This is a genomic window from Halalkalicoccus subterraneus (genome assembly GCF_003697815.1).
In the GTDB taxonomy this organism is placed as follows: Archaea; Halobacteriota; Halobacteria; order Halobacteriales; family Halalkalicoccaceae; genus Halalkalicoccus; species Halalkalicoccus subterraneus.
In genome coordinates this window covers 1-18,425 of record NZ_RDQG01000077.1, presented here as the reverse complement: position 1 = coordinate 18,425, position 18,425 = coordinate 1, and the positions used below count along the sequence as shown (strand labels likewise).

At 66.5% G+C, this 18,425-nt stretch carries 22 protein-coding genes and 1 tRNA gene; 5 read left to right on the top strand and 18 right to left on the bottom strand.

What is annotated here, in order from left to right:
- Together EAO80_RS15795 and EAO80_RS15790 are read right to left on the bottom strand one after the other, a co-directional pair.
- Positions 1–495, bottom strand: a 495-nt coding sequence (locus EAO80_RS15795) for a TMEM165/GDT1 family protein (RefSeq protein ID WP_122090827.1), incomplete at its 3' end; no start/stop codon positions are given.
- 149 nt (positions 496–644) lie between these two features.
- Positions 645–1,841: a threonine synthase gene (locus EAO80_RS15790; protein ID WP_122090826.1), complete on the bottom strand. Its 1,197-nt coding sequence runs from the start codon at positions 1,839–1,841 to the stop codon at positions 645–647.
- A gap of 84 nt (positions 1,842–1,925) precedes the next feature.
- Here EAO80_RS15790 and EAO80_RS15785 point away from each other — a divergent pair, with 84 nt between their 5' ends.
- Entirely contained in the window at positions 1,926–3,188 is a 1,263-nt protein-coding gene (locus EAO80_RS15785) for an NAD(P)/FAD-dependent oxidoreductase (protein WP_122090825.1), read from the top strand.
- 14 nt (positions 3,189–3,202) lie between these two features.
- Here EAO80_RS15785 and EAO80_RS15780 read toward each other — a convergent pair whose 3' ends face one another.
- Genes EAO80_RS15780 through EAO80_RS15750 form a run of 7 tightly spaced genes read right to left on the bottom strand, consistent with a single transcriptional unit; the run spans position 3,203 to position 6,849 of the window.
- A complete protein-coding gene (locus EAO80_RS15780; RefSeq protein ID WP_122090824.1) occupies positions 3,203–3,883 on the bottom strand; it encodes a metallophosphoesterase in 681 nt (226 codons plus the stop codon).
- Positions 3,884–3,929: 46 nt separating this feature from the next.
- Positions 3,930–4,553 (bottom strand): J domain-containing protein, encoded by a 624-nt coding sequence (locus EAO80_RS15775; RefSeq protein WP_122090823.1) that lies wholly within the window; start codon positions 4,551–4,553, stop codon positions 3,930–3,932.
- A gap of 56 nt (positions 4,554–4,609) precedes the next feature.
- Positions 4,610–5,362 carry a proteasome assembly chaperone family protein gene (locus tag EAO80_RS15770; RefSeq protein ID WP_122090822.1) on the bottom strand — a complete coding sequence of 251 codons (753 nt, stop codon included), beginning with the start codon at positions 5,360–5,362 and terminating at the stop codon, positions 4,610–4,612.
- A gap of 4 nt (positions 5,363–5,366) precedes the next feature.
- On the bottom strand, positions 5,367–5,549 hold the full coding sequence (locus tag EAO80_RS15765) for an RNA-protein complex protein Nop10 (RefSeq protein WP_122090821.1): 183 nt from the start codon (positions 5,547–5,549) through the stop codon (positions 5,367–5,369).
- Between the two features lie 12 nt (positions 5,550–5,561).
- On the bottom strand, positions 5,562–6,362 hold the full coding sequence (locus tag EAO80_RS15760) for a translation initiation factor IF-2 subunit alpha (protein ID WP_122090820.1): 801 nt from the start codon (positions 6,360–6,362) through the stop codon (positions 5,562–5,564).
- Complete coding sequence (locus tag EAO80_RS15755; RefSeq protein WP_122090819.1) at positions 6,362–6,568, bottom strand: 30S ribosomal protein S27e; 207 nt, start codon at positions 6,566–6,568, stop codon at positions 6,362–6,364. Before EAO80_RS15755 ends, EAO80_RS15760 begins: the two co-directional genes overlap by 1 nt.
- Before the next feature lie 2 nt (positions 6,569–6,570).
- Positions 6,571–6,849: a 50S ribosomal protein L44e gene (locus tag EAO80_RS15750; RefSeq protein ID WP_122090818.1), complete on the bottom strand. Its 279-nt coding sequence runs from the start codon at positions 6,847–6,849 to the stop codon at positions 6,571–6,573.
- A 187-nt stretch (positions 6,850–7,036) separates the two neighbouring features.
- Between EAO80_RS15750 and EAO80_RS15745 the strand changes: the two genes are divergently transcribed.
- Entirely contained in the window at positions 7,037–8,833 is a 1,797-nt protein-coding gene (locus EAO80_RS15745; protein ID WP_122090828.1) for a cbb3-type cytochrome c oxidase subunit I, read from the top strand.
- On the opposite strand, the gene EAO80_RS15740 is transcribed toward EAO80_RS15745, so the two are convergent.
- Positions 8,830–9,246 carry a DUF6789 family protein gene (locus tag EAO80_RS15740; protein ID WP_122090817.1) on the bottom strand — a complete coding sequence of 139 codons (417 nt, stop codon included), beginning with the start codon at positions 9,244–9,246 and terminating at the stop codon, positions 8,830–8,832. The genes EAO80_RS15745 and EAO80_RS15740 overlap by 4 nt on opposite strands.
- A gap of 81 nt (positions 9,247–9,327) precedes the next feature.
- Here EAO80_RS15740 and EAO80_RS15735 point away from each other — a divergent pair, with 81 nt between their 5' ends.
- Positions 9,328–9,594: an HAH_0734 family protein gene (locus EAO80_RS15735; protein ID WP_122090816.1), complete on the top strand. Its 267-nt coding sequence runs from the start codon at positions 9,328–9,330 to the stop codon at positions 9,592–9,594.
- Here EAO80_RS15735 and EAO80_RS15730 read toward each other — a convergent pair.
- On the bottom strand, positions 9,591–9,953 hold the full coding sequence (locus EAO80_RS15730; RefSeq protein ID WP_122090815.1) for a methylglyoxal synthase: 363 nt from the start codon (positions 9,951–9,953) through the stop codon (positions 9,591–9,593). The two genes, EAO80_RS15735 and EAO80_RS15730, sit on opposite strands and share 4 nt — an antisense overlap.
- Before the next feature lie 109 nt (positions 9,954–10,062).
- Here EAO80_RS15730 and EAO80_RS15725 point away from each other — a divergent pair.
- A tRNA-Met gene (locus tag EAO80_RS15725) sits at positions 10,063–10,137 on the top strand.
- 543 nt (positions 10,138–10,680) lie between these two features.
- On the opposite strand, the gene EAO80_RS15720 is transcribed toward EAO80_RS15725, so the two are convergent.
- Positions 10,681–11,370, bottom strand: coding sequence for a type 1 glutamine amidotransferase domain-containing protein (locus EAO80_RS15720; protein WP_122090814.1), 690 nt, complete (start codon positions 11,368–11,370; stop codon positions 10,681–10,683).
- Between the two features lie 50 nt (positions 11,371–11,420).
- The gene (locus EAO80_RS15715) at positions 11,421–13,208 is read right to left on the bottom strand and encodes an ABC transporter substrate-binding protein (RefSeq protein ID WP_122090813.1); all 1,788 of its coding nucleotides are present in this window, start codon (positions 13,206–13,208) and stop codon (positions 11,421–11,423) included.
- A 94-nt stretch (positions 13,209–13,302) separates the two neighbouring features.
- Here EAO80_RS15715 and EAO80_RS15710 point away from each other — a divergent pair, with 94 nt between their 5' ends.
- Positions 13,303–14,160, top strand: a complete 858-nt coding sequence (locus EAO80_RS15710; protein ID WP_122090812.1) for a hypothetical protein — start codon at positions 13,303–13,305, stop codon at positions 14,158–14,160.
- A gap of 3 nt (positions 14,161–14,163) precedes the next feature.
- On the opposite strand, the gene EAO80_RS15705 is transcribed toward EAO80_RS15710, so the two are convergent.
- The 5 genes from EAO80_RS15705 to EAO80_RS15685 form a co-directional block, all read right to left on the bottom strand.
- Positions 14,164–14,706, bottom strand: coding sequence for a hypothetical protein (locus EAO80_RS15705; RefSeq protein WP_122090811.1), 543 nt, complete (start codon positions 14,704–14,706; stop codon positions 14,164–14,166).
- A gap of 41 nt (positions 14,707–14,747) precedes the next feature.
- Positions 14,748–16,100 carry an ABC transporter ATP-binding protein gene (locus tag EAO80_RS15700; RefSeq protein WP_122090810.1) on the bottom strand — a complete coding sequence of 451 codons (1,353 nt, stop codon included), beginning with the start codon at positions 16,098–16,100 and terminating at the stop codon, positions 14,748–14,750.
- Positions 16,093–17,166, bottom strand: coding sequence for an ABC transporter ATP-binding protein (locus EAO80_RS15695; protein WP_122090809.1), 1,074 nt, complete (start codon positions 17,164–17,166; stop codon positions 16,093–16,095). Before EAO80_RS15695 ends, EAO80_RS15700 begins: the two co-directional genes overlap by 8 nt.
- On the bottom strand, positions 17,166–18,206 hold the full coding sequence (locus EAO80_RS15690) for an ABC transporter permease (RefSeq protein WP_122090808.1): 1,041 nt from the start codon (positions 18,204–18,206) through the stop codon (positions 17,166–17,168). The genes EAO80_RS15695 and EAO80_RS15690 overlap by 1 nt, the downstream gene beginning before the upstream one ends.
- A gap of 3 nt (positions 18,207–18,209) precedes the next feature.
- Positions 18,210–18,425: ABC transporter permease subunit (locus EAO80_RS15685; RefSeq protein WP_122090807.1), on the bottom strand; the 216-nt coding region annotated here is incomplete at its 5' end.

The following is an 18,425-nucleotide window of genomic DNA, read 5'->3' as shown; positions in this document are numbered from 1 at the left end:
CAGCATCTCGCCGGCCCAGATGGCGCTGGTCGCACCGTACTGGGCCGCCAGTCCGATCGTCACCAGTTGGGTCTTGTCGCCGAACTCGCCGGTCGCCATCAGCAGGAAGATCGGAACGAACCCACCGACGGATTCCGAGAGGTCGCGCCCGAACACGGTCGGTGCGTCGAGGTCCGGCGCGAGTGGCGTCTGACCCCCGTCGGTTCGCTCCCCGTCGTCCGCGGGCATCGACCGGTAGAGCAAGACCGCGAACAGCAGGAACAACCCGCCGGTCAGCACGGTCAGCGCCGTCGGGGAGAGGGCCGTCTGTAGCGCCCTGCCGAAGAGGATCTCGAGGGCCGTCCAGCCTCCAAACGCCAACCCGGCGGCGCCGACGACCGTCCACGGGCTGTAGCGCGTCGAGAGGCCGGCGATGATGAACTGGCCCTTCTCGCCGGGCAACACGGCCAACTGCGTGACGAACGCGATCGTCGCGATCTCGACCCAGCCGCTCACGCCGTCCCCTCGGTTCGGGAGCTCGACCCCGAATCCGTCCGGTGTTCGAACCGCGCGATCGTTCGGAGGACCATCAATCGACTACTATTAGACGAGGCTAAAGGATATATCTGTTCCAGCTAATGAGATGCGAGACCGATCCTCGTGGCTCAGATCCCCTTTCCCATCAGATGACTGCGAAGCACGTCGCTGTCCTTGTTCGAGGTGGCGGTGTTCAGGAGAACGACGGTGTCGTCGGCGTCGAACTCACCATCGTCGGCGAGTTTCCACGCACCGCTCGCGGCGGCCGCGCAGGTCGCGCCCATCTCCAGTCCCTCGCCCTTCGCGACCGCGATCGCGCTCTCGAGGATCTCCTCGTCGGGCGTCGCGACCGCGCCGCCGCCCGATTTGCGCAGGCACTCGAGGATCCACGGGCTCGCGCCGGGGTCGGGGATCTCGATGCCGCCACAGATAGTGTCGGGGTGTTCGATCGGTTCGTGACGCTCCTTTCCCTCCTCGAAGGCCTCGACGATCGGCGCACAGCCCGTCGACTGGGCAGCGTACATCGCGGGGAGGTCGTCGATCAGGCCCAGGTCTCGGAGTTCGGTCGCGGCCTTGTGCATGCCCACGAGCCCGACCCCGCCGCCGGTCGGGTAGACGATGGCGTCGGGGGCCTCCCAGTCGAGCTGTTCGACGATCTCGTAGGCCATCGTCTTCTTGCCCTCGTGACGATACGGGGTGACGAACGTCTGCACGGAGTGCCAGCCGTCCTCCTCGCCCTCATCGGCCATCGCGTCGGCGTAGGCCGCCCCCGCGTCGCCGATCCGCCCGCCGACGACGGTCATATCGCCCCCGTGAACGTTCACCATCGCCTTGTTCGTGAATCCCGCTCTCGACGGGAGGAAGACGTGCGAGTCGATGTCGGCCCGACCGGCGTAGGCGGCGGCGGCCTGCCCGGCGTTACCGGCCGAGGCCAGTGCGATATCGCTCGCGTCTTCCTGGGCGGCGGCGGTCATCGCCACCGTCTGGCCGCGGTCCTTGAAGCTGCCCGTCGGATTGCGCCCCTCGTCTTTGAGCAGCACGCGCCCGACGCCCATCTCCTCGGCGAGTTTCTCGCACTCGACCAGCGGCGTCGCGCCCTCGTCCATCGTGATCGCCGTCTCGCGGGGGAAGGGGAGTAGCTCCTCGTAGCGCCACATCGAGTCGAACGGGCGCTCGGCGAGGTTCTTGTGGGTGAGGTCGATCGTGTCGTAGTCGTAGGTCGGATCGAGGATCCCGCCGCAGTCGGGACAGCGCTGGGTGTCCGCGTCGAAGCGCTGGCCGCAGTCGATACAGTCCAGTCCGAGAAACGCAGCTGTGGTTTCCATACCAGGCGTGGGTTGGCCGGCGACTAATGGTTTCCCGTCCCCGCGACGGGTAGGACTTAGTAGCCCGCCTCCGAACACGATGTAATGAACGTCGTGGTCGTCGGCGGCGGGCTCGCCGGGCTGGTCTGTGCTCGCCGATTGGCGAGTGAGGGGGCGGACGTGACGCTGTTCGAACAGGAACCCGAAGTCGGCGGGCGGGTCCGGTCCACTCGCGAGGACGGCTACACGTTCGACCGGGGGTTTCAGGTCCTGTTCACCGAGTACCCCGCGGCCAAGCGCGAACTCGACTACGACGCGCTCGATCTTCGGTACTTCACGCCGGGGGCCTGCCTCGCCCGGCCGGGCGAGCGCTCGGTACTCTCGGACCCGCTGCGGGACCCCGGTGCGGCCCTCGAATCGGCGCTCAATCGAGAGATCTCGCTGGGCGATAAGCTCCGAACGCTCGTGTTGCGCCGGCAACTCTCGACGGTCGATCCCGAGGAGCTGTTTTCGGGTGGAGATCAGTCCATTCGGGCGGCGTTGCTCGAACGGAACTTCTCCGAGAAGTTCATCGAGAACTTCGCCGCACCCTTCTACGGCGGGATCACGCTGGACCGTTCGCTTTCGAGTTCGGCTGCGACCTTCGCCTACACGTTCGCGATGCTTTCGCGGGGCGAGATCGCCGTGCCGGCGGCAGGGATGGGTGCGATCCCCGACCAGCTCGTCGACGCGGCCAGAGCGGCCGGCGCGACGATCGAGACCGACCGCGAGGTCGAGGTAGTCGATGGGGACAATGTCTCGGTCGACGGTGAATCGATCACGGCGGACGCGGTCGTCGTCGCGGCCGATCCGAAACGCGCCCGCGAGCTGACCGGCGTCGAGTCGATCCCGACCGAGGCACAGGGCTGTGTTACCCAGTGGTATTCACTCGGGGCCGAACTCGACGCCGGCAAGCGCCTGCTGCTCGACGCCGCGGGCGAGGACGGCGCGCCCAACCAGATCGTTCCCCACACCGCCGTTGCCCCCGAGTACGCCCCCGACGGCGAGACGCTCCTGAGCGCGACGTTCCTCGGCGAGCCGTCGGACTCGGACAGCGAGCTCACGGAGCGAACCCGGCGGACGCTTTCGGCGTGGTATCCCGAGCGAGCGTTCGACTCGTTGACCGCGCTGCACACCGACCGGGTTCCGTTCTCGCAGTTCGTCCAGCCGCCGGGGTTCTACACTACCCTTCCCGACGTGCGCGCTCCCGAGGGGTCGGTCTATCTCGCCGGCGATCACACCCAGTGGTCGTCGATTCAGGGCGCGATGAAAAGCGGGCGGGTCGCGAGCGAGGCCGTTCTCGAGGATTCGACGTCGCAATCAGTTTGACTCTCCCGCTGTGATCAGAGCAGGGTACGAAACTCGCCAAGCGGCGGGAACGGGAGCGTCTCGTCGCTGGCCTCGTCGCGGACGACCGGCCGGTAGACGTTCGGGTCTCCGAGCAGCGGCGAGCGAAACGACCGCACGCGCGCGACGTCCACCCCGCCGGCCAGCCGGGTGAACGCCGGTAGGACGAGGACCGCACCGCCGTCGGCCGGCCCCCGGAGATAACAGGGGCGTTTTCGCCCCTCGATCGTGATCGCCGGGTGGACGTGCCCGATGACGTAGCCCGCAGCGTCGCCCCCGCTCGGCGGGCGTTCGTGGCCGTGACAGACCACCAGATCCCCGACGGCGTACTCCGCTACCGGATCGAACACCGACTTCAGCATCGTGTCGTGGTTGCCCCGCGTGACGACGAGGCGGGCGCCCGCGGTGTCGACTCGCCGTTCGACCTCCCGAAGGCTCCGTTCGACCGCTCGCGGGAGGCGGTCGAAGCTGTGAAGCAGGTCGCCCGCGACGACCACCTCACGCGGCTCGAACCGCGCGAGGAGCGCGTCGAGTCGCTCGAGCAGGTCGCGGCGCTCGCCCAGCGGAAGCTGGACGTTCGAGGCGCGATCCCGACCCAGATGGACGTCCGCGAGCACGAGCGTCCGCTCGTCAGGGACGTAGAGCGCTCGATCTCGAAAGACACACTCCTCGAACACGGGGGAGGGTTCGTCGCCGGAGCTATGAGCGTATCGGAAGCGCGGTTCAGGCGGTCGACGGCGGGGTGGTCTCGGCTTCGCTTTCGCTCGCGTGCTCCCGGGCGACGGTGTAGGCGGTCTTGACCCGGTTGAACGACTCGCTATCCCCGCCGTGGTCCGGATGGACGCGTTTGACCTTTCGCCGGTAGGCGGCTCTCACCTCGGCCCGGCTCGCGTCGGTCGGGAGACCGAGCACCGCAAAGGCGGTCCGCGTGGGTTCGTCGGTGTCGGGCCCGGCGGTCAGATCGGGCGTTTCGAAGGGAAGGCGCCGCCCGAGGTGGACCCCCGGCATCTCGTGTTCGACGAGCACCGCGTGCGTGGCGGTCGGTTCGATTCGGAAAAAGACCCGCGCGTCGAACGTGATCGCGACGTCTCGTTTCGGCAGATAGAACTCAATTGGCGTCCCCGAGAGCTCGTAGCTCTCGACGAACTCCTCGTCGATGGCGCCGAGATACCGGCGGATCTCCGCGCGTTTCCGGGTTTCCCCGCCGGCGGTCGGCCCGCGGCGCTCGTCGGGAAACAGCCGCGAGCCGGCGACGAAGACGCCCGCGATCAGGACGGCGACGACGAGTCCGGCGAACACCCCGACGACGAGCCACCACGGGAGAAACCACACCTGGTCGGACTGCACGTCCGTCGGTAGGGAAGCGGGCACAAAGAAGCTTCGCGATGCGGATCGGCTCCGGCTCAGCCGATATACCGGAGGTCGTCCTCGGTCGGCACGTTCTGGTCTTCGATCTCCTGCATCCGCTCGACGACGTCCTCCATCTCGTCGGCGCGCTCTTCGAGATCTGTGAGGTCGATCTCGAAGCCGAGGTGCTCTTGGAGGACCCCGAGCACCGCCTGTGCGCTCTTGGGATCGACGAGATAGCCGCTGGTTTCACCCATCAGGCAGGCCGCATCCAGCCCGCGGTGACCGCCCAGCCCCACGAGCAGGCCACTGATCCCGACGATACCCCCCTCGGGTTCGTTCTCCCGGAACTCCACTCCTACAGATTCGAGCGTCTCGACGACCGATTCGTCCGAGGCAGCCCCGAGCACGGCGTGGTCCTCGACGAGTTCGCCGGTCGGCACGCCCCCGAGCGCGAGGAGTTCGTCCGTCCCGAACTCCGCCGCGACGTCGAGGACGCCCTCGGTGATTCGGTAGTGGCCGACACCGCTTGCGGCCTGTTGGTCGCCGGTCACGACGAGCGCGTCACGCTCGTCGAGGGCGACGTGATAGCAGTCGACGGAGACGAGCTCGGCGACACCCGACTCCGAGACGGTGACCTGCGGCGGGAGGTGCTCGGAGTGGATCCGCCGGACGAGCTCGCCATCGGCCTCTTCGATGAGGTGTTCGGCGACGAGGGTTCCGACGTGACCCACGCCCGGGAGCCCCTCGATCAACACCGGCTCGTCGAGTTCGGGTTCCGCGAGCGTCTCGACTGCGATGTCGTCCATACCCTCACTCGCGCTCCCGTCGCTTAAGTGCGCGTCGGTACTCGCCGTAGCGGTCCTCGGGCGAGAAGGGTGCGGGAGCGCTGTTTACCGCCTCGCCTCCGCAGTCGGGACAGGTCGTAGAAAGGGTGTACACCGGACGGTCGTGGTTCGTTCGCCACTCGCGACAGATCCGGATATCGGATTTCATCGCTCTCTGCCGTTACTCGTCGTCGGTCCGGCGCTCGCGGTGGAACTCGCCGCTGCCACCCAGTTCGGCGATGGCGGCGCTCGCGCGCTCGGCGCTCCGTTCGAGCTCGGATTCGGCGGTCTTGTAGTCGGGCGCCTGTACCCGGATGCGGTACTCGGGCGCGCCGACGTAGGTGACTTCGAGGTCGATCTCGGTACTGATCTCGCCGTTACCTTCGGCGACCTCTAGGGCCTCCTTGACGGCGTCGACGCCCGCCTCCGTCGAACAGACCAGATCGACGTAGCCCGTGACGGTAACGTACGGCACCGAGACGTTCTCGCGGGCGGTTTCGACGATCGCATCGATCTTCTCGTCGTCGAGATCGGTCTCGGTGAGCGCCTCGGTACCGTGAATGGCCGCCTGCTCGAACCCCTCGTAGAGTCCGCCGTGGACCTCGATCAGTTCGTTTGCGACCGCGGTGTAGGTCTCGTCCGCGACGTCCTCGCCGAAGGCGATCGTCATCCAGTTGTCGGCCTTCTGGTCGTTCTTCCAGCGCTGGATGGTCTCCTTTCGCTGGTGCTCGTTGACGTCCTTCAGCGAGAGGTCGATCTGCTGGGAGCCCTTGTCGACTTCCAGCACCTTACAGACGGCGGTCTGACCGACGCGGACGTGATCGCGGACGTTCTTGATCCAGCCCGAGGCGACCTCGGAGATGTGGATCAGCCCCTGCTTGTCCTCGTACTCGAGCAGGTCGACGAAGACGCCGAAGTCCTCGATCTCCTCGATCTTGCCGACGACGAGTTCGCCGGGGGTGGGCCAGCCGCTGTACTTCATTATCGAGCCTCGACCCTGTTACCGGTGTCCGTCGAGCGGTTCTCGACGGTTTCGACGATCTCGCCGTCGATAGTGGCCTTCCCGCCGGTCGGTCGGGCGAGCGTGTGCCCGCAGACCGCACACGCGACCGCCGAGGAGGCTTTATCGAAGACGACCTGTTCGTTCTCGCAGTCCGGACATGCGACCTGATAGAAGTTTCCTGCCATGATTACTCCTGGAACTCGACGCGGCCGGCTCGCCATCCCTCGCGCAGGTGGGCATTGCCACACTCGCCACAGCGGTACTTGAAGTCGGTCTTGCTCGTCGGTTTCCCACCGCTGGGGACCTTCGAGAACTTGCCGTCGTTACCGATGCCGCTCTGGCGCTCGCGCTGGCGGTCGATCCACTTCATGCCGGTCTGGCGACCGGTGCGGGTCTTTTCCAGTTCGTGTTCGTGGTGTTCGTTGCAGTACGGACAGTAGGTGTTGAACCGTCGTGGGATCTCCATTCTTGACTGAGAATTACACGTGGCGGCTTAAAACCCGTTTGGTTGCCCGTCGCTCCTGCAAAGGTTCATGTGTCCTCCGACCAAGTTCGGATCGTGAATTGGTACTGCTGTCCGGGTTCGAAACCGCACGACGCGGGGTCGATCGGGATCGGAGTACCGCGCGGAGATGATCGGGGATCCGACTCATATGTACACTGAACTGCTTGGGGGGGCACTGCTCGGTGTCGTCCTTCTCGTTGCCTGTCTGTGGAGCGCTCGCCGACTGCGCGGATCGACGGCGGGGATCGCCGACGAGGGCGATCGGTCGGTCTCGGAGCTCCAGCCCGACGGCGGGGTCGCGACCGGCTACGGCTTCGTCACCTCGAAACCGACCGGGGTGGTACGCTGGCTGACGACCGTCGACCACCGCGACATCGGGCTGCTCTATCTCACCTTCGGGGTGTTCATGTTCCTCTGGGGGGGGACCGACGCGCTGATGGCCCGCACGGAGCTACTGACGCCCAACGCCGAAGTCTTCGGCATCCAAACGTACAACGAACTCTTCACGACCCACGGGCTCACGATGCTGTTCCTGTTCGCGACGCCGATCCTCTTCGGGATCGCGAACTACTTTTTGCCGATCATGATCGGCGCCGACGACATGGCGTTTCCCCGGATCAACGCCATCGGCTTCTGGCTCCTGCCGCCCGCCGCCGTACTGATCCGGTTCGGGATCATCAGCGACTCGCTGGCGACGGTTCTCGCACCGATCGCGCCGGCCCTCTCGACGCTGTTGATGGGGTTTGAGCCCATTGACGTCGGCTGGACGCTCTACCCGCCGTTGTCGACCCTGACGGCGAACCCCCAGACCGACATGGCGTTGCTCGGGTTGCACCTCTCGGGGATCAGTACGACCATCGCCGCGATCAACTTCATCGCGACGATCTTCGCCGAGCGCTCGCCGGACGTCACCTGGGAACGGCTCGACATCCTCTCGTGGACGCTGCTCGTTCAGGCGGGATTGATCCTCTTTGCGTTCCCGCTGCTTGGCGCCGTGCTCGTCATGCTGTTGCTGGATCGAAACATCGGGACGTCGTTTTTCGCGATCGAACACGGGGGCTACATCCTCTATCAACACCTGTTTTGGTTCTTCGGCCATCCCGAAGTGTACATCCTCGTTCTGCCGCCGTTCGGGCTGATCAGCCTCGTCTTGCCGAAGTTCGCCGGCCGCAAGCTGTTCGGCTACAAGTTCGTCGTCTATTCGACGATGGCAATCGGGGTGCTCTCCTTCGGCGTGTGGGCCCACCACATGTTTTCGACGGGTATCGACCCGCAGCTCAGGGGTGCGTTCATGGCGGTGACGATCGCGATCGCAGTCCCGACCGCGGTAAAGGTCTTCAACTGGATCACGACGCTGTGGACCGGGGACATCCGGCTCGAAGCGCCGATGTTGTTCTGTATCGGCGGCATCTCGACGCTCATCTTCGGCGGCGTGACGGGGGTGTTCCTCGGATCGATCCCCGTCGACCTGCTGTATCACGGCACCTACTACGTCGTGGGTCACTTCCACTTCTTCATCACCGGGACGATTCCCTTTGCCGTCTTCGCGGCCGTCTACTACTGGTTCCCGCTGATGAGCCGTCGGATGTACGACAAGCGCCTCGCGGCGGCGCACTTCTGGCTGTCCTTTATCGGGGTGAACCTGCTGTCGTTCGGGATGTTGCTCCTCGGGATGCTCGGGCTACCGCGTCGGTCCGCGAGCTATCCGGCGGAGTTTCTCCCGCTACAGATCACCGCCTCGATCGGGGCCGCCCTGATCGCCCTCGGACAGGTGATCTGGCTGTACAACATGATCCAGTCCTACCGGGCGGGACGGATCGTGATGGACGCGGACGTCTGGGGGCTCAAAGAACACGGCCAGTTCACGAAGGAGTGGGAGTGGTTCGAGAACCGCCTCGAACAGGTGCAGACGACCGGCGATCAGCCCCACGAAGGCCGCGATTAGGCCAACCGCTCGTAACCGAACCCGAGGGTGAACCCGTAGACGAGATGCCCGATCAGGGTGAAAAAGAGGTACAGAATCACGAACGGCCACGTCAGTTCGCCGGTTCCAAGGATCAAAAACAGCACCCACAACAGCAGCCCGAACAGTAGCCCCTGACCGACCGCGTCGCGGCCGCCGGGAAGGTTCGCAAGTAGATCGCGGGCGAAGACGAAGACGACGGGCCATAGGAGAACGCCGGCTGCGGCGAAGATCGCGAACCCGATGATGTGGTGTTCGGGCACGCCCGCGAACCGGGCGATCGCCTCGGGAGCACCGAGCTGCTGGCGTGTCTGGACCTGACTGAACAGGAACACGAGCGACATCACGGTCGTCGCGGCGAGACCGGCGCTTATCGCACGCAGGAAGCGATTCATTTGGCGTGGCTACCACCGTCGAAAGGAAAGCGTTGTCGATCATTCGAAGCGCTTAATCCGTCATCCGCCGAACTCGGGGCCATGAAGCGCCTGATCATCCACGGGGACCCCGGCGTCCGAAAGGACGGGATCATCAACTACGACGGCCAGGAGATGGTCCTCTTTTCGATCTCGCGAAACGGTGACTGGCACGGCCCGGAGCAACCACAGCTGTGGTGTGTCATCGGGACCGAGGACGAGCGCATGGACTTCGAGAAGCGAAACTACGTTCCCCACTTCCTCGACGTCGAGACGATCGACGCCGAGGCGGTCGATATCGTCCAAAAGCGTGGCACTCCCTCCGTCTAAATGCCCTCGATCAGACAGGCTGCGCTCGCGAGGTTCGTCGCGAGCGGCGTGTCGTGGACGTCACAGATCCGCAACAGTGCCGTGATGTCGGGCTCGTGGGGCTGAGCGCGAAGCGGGTCGCGTAGGAAGATCACGCCGTCGAGCGCTTCCTTTGCGACCTCCGCCCCGATCATCATGTCCCCGCCGAGCGGGCCCGACGCCATGCGCTCGACGCTCAGGGACGTCTCCTCGGTGATCCGCTTTCCCGTCGTTCCCGTTCCGATGAGGTCGCACTCGCCGAGGCGCTTCTCGTGCTGGCGGACGAACTCGATCAGGTCCGGTTTCTTCTCGTCGTGCGCGATCAGCGCAATCCGTGTCATGGCCTCTCTCGGTGGGCCACCGCCAAAGGCGTTTGCCCGCCCGACCGTCCTGCCCGCCTGCGATTTCTGAATCACAACCCTTAACTACGACACTCCGATAGGAACTGGTAGCGGGATGGGATAGCCAGGAGATTCCGGCGGGCTCATAACCCGCAGATCGGTAGTTCAAATCTACCTCCCGCTACTTCTTCCGAAGCCAACTCACGAGCGAGGAGTGATACGACGAGCGAGTGCTGAATTCGGAAGATTCGACGAGTTGATTCGAACTGAGGAGCGAGGTGTGCGAGCGACCGTGGTTCGAATCAGCCTCCCGCTATACTTCTGCTGCGAGCAACTTCGCGAACGGTGGGTACGGAGGAACGTCGAATACGAGACCGAGAACGCGAAGTGACCGACCTTCGCGCAGTTGTGGTCTATCGCCGGTTACGGTTTCCGGACCCAGCAGTTGAGCACTGGCGGCTCCGTTCGAAAATCGATAGACTCGACACGACGGAACTACGCACCCATCGTCGCCCGAAGGACGACGTACCCGAGGACCAGCACTACCGATACCGCGATGAGCGCGAAGATGACCTTGCCCCGTTCGTCCTTGTCCATGGGGCACGTGGGTACCGAGCGAGAATACGCCGACGGCTTGCTATTCCGTGTGGTTGCGCTTGAAACGTACGGTCCTTTCGTCGCTTGAGTCAATGGGTGCGGGTCCGGGATGTGGACGTCGCCGCTGGGCTCAGGCCGGACGTTCGATCCCTAGTTCTTCGAGCAGCGTCCGGGCGGCCTCGGCCGAGGATTCCGGGCCGCGAGCGGTGAGTAGGTCTCCGTCGACGGTGACGCTCGTCTCGGCATCGAGTTCGGCGTCCCAGTTCCCGCCGGACGCGAGTACTTCCTCTTCGACCCAGTAGGGCAGTTTCCGCCCGTCGGGCATGACGTCGTGTTCCTCGACGGTGTCCTCCTCCCACTCGTTCGGGAAGCCGGTGACGTCCCGATCCTCGACGAGGAACGACCCGTCCGATCCGCGCGTAAACGCGAGGATCCCGACCGCGTGACAGACCACCAGCGCCTTGTTTCCGGCCTCGACCGTCTCGGCGAGGATCCGCCGTGCGTCACGGTCCTGGTTGACGTCCCAGACCGTCCCGTGGCCGCCGGGGAAGACGGCGGCGTCGTACTCGTCGGCTTCGACCGCCGCGAGCGGCTCGGGGTCGTTCAGCCGCTCGTCGCTTTCGTGGACGTCCCGAACCCAGTCGGCCGTCTCCTCGCCGACCGTTTCGGGGTCGAGCGAGGTCTCGTCGATCACCGGCGGTGCGCCGCTCGGCGTTGCGACGGTGACCTCGACGCCCGCGTCCGACAGCGTCGTGAGCGGTTCGATACACTCCTCCCCCCAGTAGCCCTCCTCGCTGACGACGAACAGTGCGCGTGCCATATCTCCCGTTGACGACGAAGCCGGATAAGCCACGCGTCCGTCCCGGACTGTTAACGCCGCCCCGAGTACCACGTCTGGTAGTCCCAGTCCCACTCGGGGCCGTCGGCGTCCTGCCCGGGCCCGACGATCGAGTAGTGGTAGCCGACGATCGCCTCCGGGGAGACGAGGAAATCCGCGGGGCGTTCGGACGCGAGCAGCGCGAAGGCCTCCTCGAGCGCGCTCTCCCGATTCGCTCCGGTCCGGGCACGATCGTAGAGCGCCGCGAGGTCGCCCTCGGGGACGTACCCCGAGAAGTTCATGTCGCCGTCCTCGAGCCAGTAGCGCCCGGTCGTCGCCGGCGCGTATGGGTAGGCGTCGAGCGAGAGTCCACAGAGCAGGTCCCAGGGCTCCTCGCTTGCGCTTTCCGTCCGCGGACCGGCGTTGTACTCGCCGGCCGTCCACGCCGGCTCCTCCTCGCCGTTCCAGCCGTTGGTGACGTACGAGTCGATCAGCGTCCCGACGGGGACCGCTTGCCGGTCGATCGCGATCCCGAGGCGTTCGAGTTCGCGTTCGAGGAAGCTCGCGAGGGCGGTCGAGCGCCCCTCGTTGCCCGCGTGGACGAACGTCAGCTCGACCGGCTCGCCCTCGGGGCCGAGTAGCGTCGCGCCGTCGTAGCCGTATTCGGCTCCGAGCGCATCGTCGAGCTCTATCGACGCTTGGCGGAGGGAGGCGTTCCCGTCGCCGCCGGGCGCCTCGTAGTTCCCGTGCCACTCCGAGTGGGCGGGCTGGAACGTCGAGACTGCCTCGGCGTACCCCTGAAAGAGCGACGAGGCGATGCGGTCCTTGTCGATCACCCTCGCAAGCGCGCGCCTGACCCCGGTTTGCCTGAGCGGCTCCCAGCCGTTGGCTCGCTGGTTGAACATGAGTGCGGTGACGCGGTTCCGAGGGATGCGGTAGAACCGGTGGTCGTCGTCGTTGGCGAACTGGTCGAACCGGGCCGGCGGAACGGTCGTCGTCGTGACCGACCCGCTCCGGAGCGCTTGTAGTCGGGCCTGCTCGTCGCCGTAGACGCGATACTCGTAGCGCTCGAAGTAGGGCGCCCGACTCCACCGATCCGAACCCGCCTCGATCCGTCGCATGTAGTACTCGTCGTTTCGCCGTGCGATGAACCGACGCTCGGACTCGATCGACTCGACCGTGTACGGCCCGAGGTTGCCCGTGTAATTGAGCGTCGCGATCGTCTCGTCGCTCTCCAATCCCTCCCGATCCTGCCCCTCGACGTAGGGTTCGATGAGGCTGCGGGGGAGACAGAGGCTCTCACGGAGCGCCGGCGAGTTCGGAAACTCGACGTTCGGCTCCTCTAGGACGATCTCGAAGCGCCGGTCGCCGAGCACCTCGGTCTCGATGCCCTCCCAGTGGGTGGCGAGGGTCGATCCGGCCCAGTTGTCGAGTCCCTGGTGGATCGACCGAACGTAGTAAACCCAGTCCTCGGCGGTCATCGGGCCGTAGGGCTCGCTCCAGCGGAGCCCCTCGCGGAGGGTCGCCTCGTAGCGCTGGCCCGCGTCTCGCTCCTCGATCGTGAGCCAGCGGGGGACGCGTTCGCCGTCGGGCCCGAGCCTGTAGGGGCCGTCGAGGACGAGCGATAGACGCTCGCGCGAGGCGGCGTCGGTCGCGCGATGGCCGAGAAGCGTCCGTCCGGGTGTCGCGGTGCCGGTAACCCAGCGATCGCTGATCGTCGGGGCGTCGGGTTCCGTCTCGTCCGGGTCGCTCGGTTCCTCGTCGCTCGCACAGCCCGCGAGCGACGCGACCCCGGCGGCGGTGAGCGCGCGGAGGGCCTCACGGCGCGTCGGCTCCGACATACGGATCGGTTCGGCCCCGTGATTCACATACCTATCGGGTGGACTCCGATGGTGCGAGTGGCAGGCTTTTCAGTTCGCGGCCCCGGGTTCGGGTATGAGCGACCGGATCGCCCCGCTGGTCGAACGCGTGCGCCGGCCGGAGTACACCGGCGAGAACCGCTGTGTCCCCTGTACGGCGCTCAACGTCGCCCTCGCGATCGTCGCGAGCGCTCTCGTGGCGATCGCCTCGGGTGGCCTCGCGGTCGGGGTGTTTCTCGTCGCGCTGCTCGCCATCTACCTGCGGGGGTATCTGGTCCCTGCCACTCCGTGGCTCACGGCACGCTACTTCCCCGACCGGGTCCTCGCCCGGTTCGACGCCCATCCGACGCAGCGCCACGCCGACTGGGAGACCGTCGAACGCATCGAACACCGACGGGAGAACGCGGTCGATCCCGAGCGGTTCCTTCTCGAAGCGGGGGCGGTCGAACCGTGCGACCGGGAGGACGATCTCTGCCTGACCGACGGCTTCGACCGCCGCCTCAACGAGCGAACCGCGGCGCGCGACGGCTCGATCGACCCCGAAGCGGCGAAGTCCCTCTTCGATGGCGATCCCGATTCGATGACCGTGCTGGACCGGCCCCACCCGGTGCTTGAGGTCGGCCGGCGCGTCCGCAAGTGGCCCTCGGAGGCCGCGCTGCTCGCGGACGTGGCCGCCCACGAGGCGCTGTCGGGGCTGACCGGCCAGTGGGCCGGCATCCCCGCCGAACAGCGCCTCGGCATCCTCGAGTCGCTTCGCTCGTTTCGCGCGACCTGTCCGCGCTGTTCGGCCCCGATCGCCATCAGCGAGGACACCCGTGAGTCGTGCTGTCGGAGCTACGAGGTCGTCACCCTCGCGTGTCGTGAGTGCGAACAGCCGCTACTCGAGTTCGACCCCGAGGCGCTCGGTCCCGATGAGGAGTCGGGGATCGTGTAGGCACTACTCCCATTCGACGATTCGAACGGTGGTTTCGTCGTACAGTCCCTTCCCGGCGGCGTCCTCGACGTTGAGGCCCGCGCCGATCGCGTACTCCCCCGGCCCGGCGCGTTCCCACTCCGAGCGCGAGACGCGAAACAGTCCCTGCCATCGTTTCTCGAAGCGTTTGTGCTCGCCCCGGCCGAAGCGGAACTCGCCGGGTTCGTCCGGCGGCTCCCGAAGCGCGATGCGCGCGGCCTCGGGCGCGCCGTCGACGCTCCACGTCCAGGGGATCGGCGAGCGGGTCCGGACGGTGAGCGGGAACGGCATCGAGTTCGTCATCGTGACGCGAAACGGGATCACCTCACCGGACGAAAACTCGGTTCGGGGCGTCGAGACCTCGACCGAGAGCGAGCGGTTTCGCAGTCCGTCGGGGATGAGCCGCCGGCTCAGCGCCGTCGCGTTCACCGAGCGCATCGCCTGCAGCGGGGTGCTCGATCGCCGCCGGCTCGGCGTGAAACTGCCGTCGTCACGGCGGAGCGCATCCGACTCGTAGATCCGACGCATTGGCGAGCCTCGGGGCGAGGGGAACTAAAACGTTCCGCGCGTCAGTCGTCGGCCGGTGTGTCGTCAGTCGCGCCCTCGCGAGGGCCGCTCCGGTCGGCGAACGCCTCGTCGTAGAGCAGACACGCGATCCGGTGGGTTTCGCCGGTCGCGTACTGCTCGGGGTGGTGGGTTTCGCAGGGCGAGACGAACGCCGATTCGAGGCGTTCGCTTGCAGTCTCGAACCCCCCTCCGTGCAGCGCGTCGATCGCCTCCGAGAGGGCACGCTCGGCGTCCGCATCGCTCACCGACCGCGGCAACGAGAACTCCGCTCGGACCAGCTCGCCCAGCCGGTCCCGCGAGACGTCCGCCGGGTCGATCGCGTCCCCGCTCGCGTCGTCCGCCGGCGAGGTGACCGATTCGAGCGTTTCGGCGTCACGAACCCGGAGTTTGAGGTCCACGATCGAGCGCCACTCGTCCCGTTCGAGGTCGTACCCCTCGGGGCGGATGATGCGCGGACAGCGCGTGTGGAACCGACAGCCGGAGGGAGGATCGATGGGCGAGGGGACGGTTCCCGGGAGGAAGACCTGCTCGCCCTCCCAGAGGGGGTCCGGCTCGGGAATCGCCGAGAGCAGCGCCTCGGTATAGGGGTGATGCGGCGGTGAGAAGACCTCCTCGGTCGTGCCGACCTCCACGATCTCGCCGAGGTACATCACCGCGATGCGATCCGAGATGTGTTCGACGACGCTCAGGTCGTGGGCGATGAATAGATAGGAGAGGCCGAACTCGTCCTGGAGGTCCTCGAGCAGGTTGAGGATCTGGGCCTGCACCGAGACGTCGAGCGCGCTCACCGGCTCGTCGCAGACGATGACCTCCGGGTCGACCGCGAGCGCGCGGGCGATGCCGACCCGCTGGCGCTGCCCGCCGGAGAACTCGTGGGGGTACCGGCGCGTGTGGCTCGCCGACAGCCCGACGGTTTCGAGCAGTTCGCGGATCCGCTCGGTGCGGGCCTCGCCCGACGCGATCCCGTGGATGTCGAGCGGTTCGCCGACGATCTCCCCGACGGTCATCCGGGGGTTGAGGCTCGCGAACGGGTCCTGGAAGACGTACTGGAGGTCGGTCCTGAGCTCCCGAAGTCGGTCGGTCGAGACCTCCGTCAGATCCTCGTCCCGATAGGTCACCGCCCCCTCGGTCGGTTCGATCAGACGGAGGAGCGACCGGCCGAGCGTGGTCTTCCCACAGCCCGACTCGCCGACGACGCCGAGGGTCTCGCCCTCGTACAGCTCCAGGTCGACGTCGTCGACCGCCTTCACCGACTGGCCCCGCCCCAGCAGGGTGTCGATGAATCCCCCGGAGGTGTCGTAGTACTTCTTCAGCCCGTCGATCCGCAGGATCGGCTCGTCGGCCCGCTCAGTCATTCCGATCACCCTCGACGTGCCCGCTGATCCGCTCGTCGTCGTCCTCGACGCTGACCTCGTAATCGAGGCCCCGCGTCAAGTCGCCGGTGTATTCGAGACACGCCGCCGAGTGGGTGGTCTCGGGGGTCGCCTCCCGACCGGTCTCGATGTCGACCAGCGGCGGCTCCTTACGGACGCACGCCTCCTCCGCGAACGGACACCGGGGGTGGAAACTGCACCCGGTGGGCAGCTCGACGAGGTCCGGCATCGTCCCCGGGATGGTCTGGAGGCGCTCGCGTTCGTCGCCGACCCGCGGGATCGAACTCATCAGCCCGACGGTGTAGGGCATCTTCGGGTCGTAGTAGAGCTCCTCGACGGGCGCCTTCTCGACGGGCTTTCCGGCGTACATCACCATCACGCGGTCGCAGACCTTCGCGATGACGCCCAGATCGTGCGTGATGAACTGGATGGCTGTGTCGAACTCCTCGGCGAGTTCCTCTATGAGGTCGAGGATCTGGGCTTCGATCGTGACGTCGAGCGCCGTGGTGGGTTCGTCGCAGATCAGCAGATCCGGATCGCAGGACAGCGCCATCGCGATGACCGCGCGCTGTTGCATCCCGCCGGAGAACTCGTGGGGGTAGTCGGAGTAGCGGGTCTCGGCCTCGGGGATTCCCACCTCGTCGAGCAGCCGGATCGTCCGCTCTCTGGCCGCCCGGTCGTCGTAGTCGAGGTGGTGGCGGATCGCCTCCGCAATCTGCTCGCCGACGCTGTAGACCGGGTTGAGCGCGGTCTGGGCGTCCTGAAACACCATCGCGATCTCGTTGCCGCGGATCGACCGGACCTCGGATTCGCTCATCTCGAGGACGTCCCGGCCCTTGAAGCGGATCTCGCCGCTCGTGATCCGGCCGGGGCTCTCGATCAGGCGCATCAACGAGAGCGCCGTGACGCTCTTTCCGGCCCCGCTCTCGCCGACGACGCCGAACTTCTCGCCGCGCTCGATCCGGTAGCTCAGGTCGTCGGCCGCGGTGACGACGCCCTCCTCGGTGTAGAACTCGACGGTCAGGTCCTCGACTTCGAGCAGCGCCATCAGCCGCCACCCTCCGCGCCCGCGCCGACGCCGGTCTCCTGGGCGTCGAGCGCGTCGTTGATCCCGTCGCCGATCAGGTTCATCGCCATCACGAACAGGAAGATCGCCCCGCCGGGGAAGACGGTCGCCCACCACGGGATCCGCCCGTCGGGGCCCTGGATCAGCGTCTCGCGGGTCGCATCCAGCATCGTCCCCCATTCGGCCGAACCCGGCGGCATGCCCAGCCCGAGGAAGCCGAGCGCGGCGACGCCGATGACGACGGTGCCGATGTTGAGCGAGGCGACCACGAGCAGCGGCGGCATCGCGTTGGGGATGATGTGTTTGAAGATCACCGAGCGGTCCTTCGCGCCGAGGGCCTTCGCGGCCATTACGTACTCGTTTTCCTTGATCGAGAGCACCTCGCCGCGGACGAGCCGGCCGTAGCTCGCCCAGCCGAACAGCGAGAACGCGAGCACGAGCTGCCAGTAGCCCCCGCCGAGGATCGCGACGATGATCAGCGCGAGAATCAGGCCGGGGAACGCGTAGATGGTATCGACGATCCGCATCATGACCTCGTCGGTCCAGCCGCCGTAGTAGCCCGAAATCGCACCGTAGACCGCACCGAAACTCGCGGTCAGCGCGACGACGATGAAGCCGATCGAGAGGCTGTATCGTCCGCCGTAGAGGATCCGCGAGAACAGGTCCCGGCCCGAGCCGTCGGTCCCCATCGGGTAGGAGGGCGACGGCGGGTCGTAGACGCCCACGCTCGGGTCCTGCAGGTACAGGATCGTCGAGGGCTCGTGGGGCGCCAGCGCGAACGGCTGGATCGGAACCCCGGCGATCACCACCGGCCGGGCGAGAAACGCCGCGAGCGCCAGCACCGCGACGACGGCCACGCCGGCCATCGCCGAGCGGTTCCGCCGGAACCGTCTCAATCCCCGCCGCCATCGGCTCTCGGTGTCCACCTCACTGTCCGCCGTCCAGTCCGACAGCGGATCGCGCCGCTCGACGCGCTCCGCATCGAACCCGGATATCCGAATTCGTCCTCGTTCTTTCGACATGGTTTAGTCGTATCTGATCCGCGGGTCGAGTACCGCATAGAGGATGTCCGCAAGCAGGTTCGCCAGGATGATGAACACGCCCGTAAACAGCGTGATCGCCATGATGAGGTCGATCTCGCGCTGGTTGATGGCGTCGATGAACGCCCGGCCGAGTCCCGGCCAGTTGAAGACGGTCTCGACGACGACCGACCCGGCGACGATGCTCGCCGTCAGCGTCGC

What these genes read in the sequence shown, in the direction of transcription:
- EAO80_RS15695 (WP_122090809.1), bottom strand. Translation starts at nt 17,166, where the DNA reads ATGGCGCTGCTCGAAGTCGAGGACCTGACCGTCGAGTTCTACACCGAG.
- EAO80_RS15720 (WP_122090814.1), bottom strand. Translation starts at nt 11,370, where the DNA reads ATGGCACGCGCACTGTTCGTCGTCAGCGAGGAGGGCTACTGGGGGGAG.
- EAO80_RS15690 (WP_122090808.1), bottom strand. Translation starts at nt 18,206, where the DNA reads ATGTCGAAAGAACGAGGACGAATTCGGATATCCGGGTTCGATGCGGAG.
- EAO80_RS15790 (WP_122090826.1), bottom strand. Translation starts at nt 1,841, where the DNA reads ATGGAAACCACAGCTGCGTTTCTCGGACTGGACTGTATCGACTGCGGC.
- EAO80_RS15760 (WP_122090820.1), bottom strand. Translation starts at nt 6,362, where the DNA reads ATGAAGTACAGCGGCTGGCCCACCCCCGGCGAACTCGTCGTCGGCAAG.
- EAO80_RS15735 (WP_122090816.1), top strand. Translation starts at nt 9,328, where the DNA reads ATGAAGCGCCTGATCATCCACGGGGACCCCGGCGTCCGAAAGGACGGG.
- EAO80_RS15755 (WP_122090819.1), bottom strand. Translation starts at nt 6,568, where the DNA reads ATGGCAGGAAACTTCTATCAGGTCGCATGTCCGGACTGCGAGAACGAA.
- EAO80_RS15710 (WP_122090812.1), top strand. Translation starts at nt 13,303, where the DNA reads ATGAGCGACCGGATCGCCCCGCTGGTCGAACGCGTGCGCCGGCCGGAG.
- EAO80_RS15700 (WP_122090810.1), bottom strand. Translation starts at nt 16,100, where the DNA reads ATGACTGAGCGGGCCGACGAGCCGATCCTGCGGATCGACGGGCTGAAG.
- EAO80_RS15745 (WP_122090828.1), top strand. Translation starts at nt 7,037, where the DNA reads ATGTACACTGAACTGCTTGGGGGGGCACTGCTCGGTGTCGTCCTTCTC.
- EAO80_RS15750 (WP_122090818.1), bottom strand. Translation starts at nt 6,849, where the DNA reads ATGGAGATCCCACGACGGTTCAACACCTACTGTCCGTACTGCAACGAA.
- EAO80_RS15765 (WP_122090821.1), bottom strand. Translation starts at nt 5,549, where the DNA reads ATGAAATCCGATATCCGGATCTGTCGCGAGTGGCGAACGAACCACGAC.
- EAO80_RS15740 (WP_122090817.1), bottom strand. Translation starts at nt 9,246, where the DNA reads ATGAATCGCTTCCTGCGTGCGATAAGCGCCGGTCTCGCCGCGACGACC.
- EAO80_RS15715 (WP_122090813.1), bottom strand. Translation starts at nt 13,208, where the DNA reads ATGTCGGAGCCGACGCGCCGTGAGGCCCTCCGCGCGCTCACCGCCGCC.
- EAO80_RS15705 (WP_122090811.1), bottom strand. Translation starts at nt 14,706, where the DNA reads ATGCGTCGGATCTACGAGTCGGATGCGCTCCGCCGTGACGACGGCAGT.
- EAO80_RS15785 (WP_122090825.1), top strand. Translation starts at nt 1,926, where the DNA reads ATGAACGTCGTGGTCGTCGGCGGCGGGCTCGCCGGGCTGGTCTGTGCT.
- EAO80_RS15770 (WP_122090822.1), bottom strand. Translation starts at nt 5,362, where the DNA reads ATGGACGACATCGCAGTCGAGACGCTCGCGGAACCCGAACTCGACGAG.
- EAO80_RS15730 (WP_122090815.1), bottom strand. Translation starts at nt 9,953, where the DNA reads ATGACACGGATTGCGCTGATCGCGCACGACGAGAAGAAACCGGACCTG.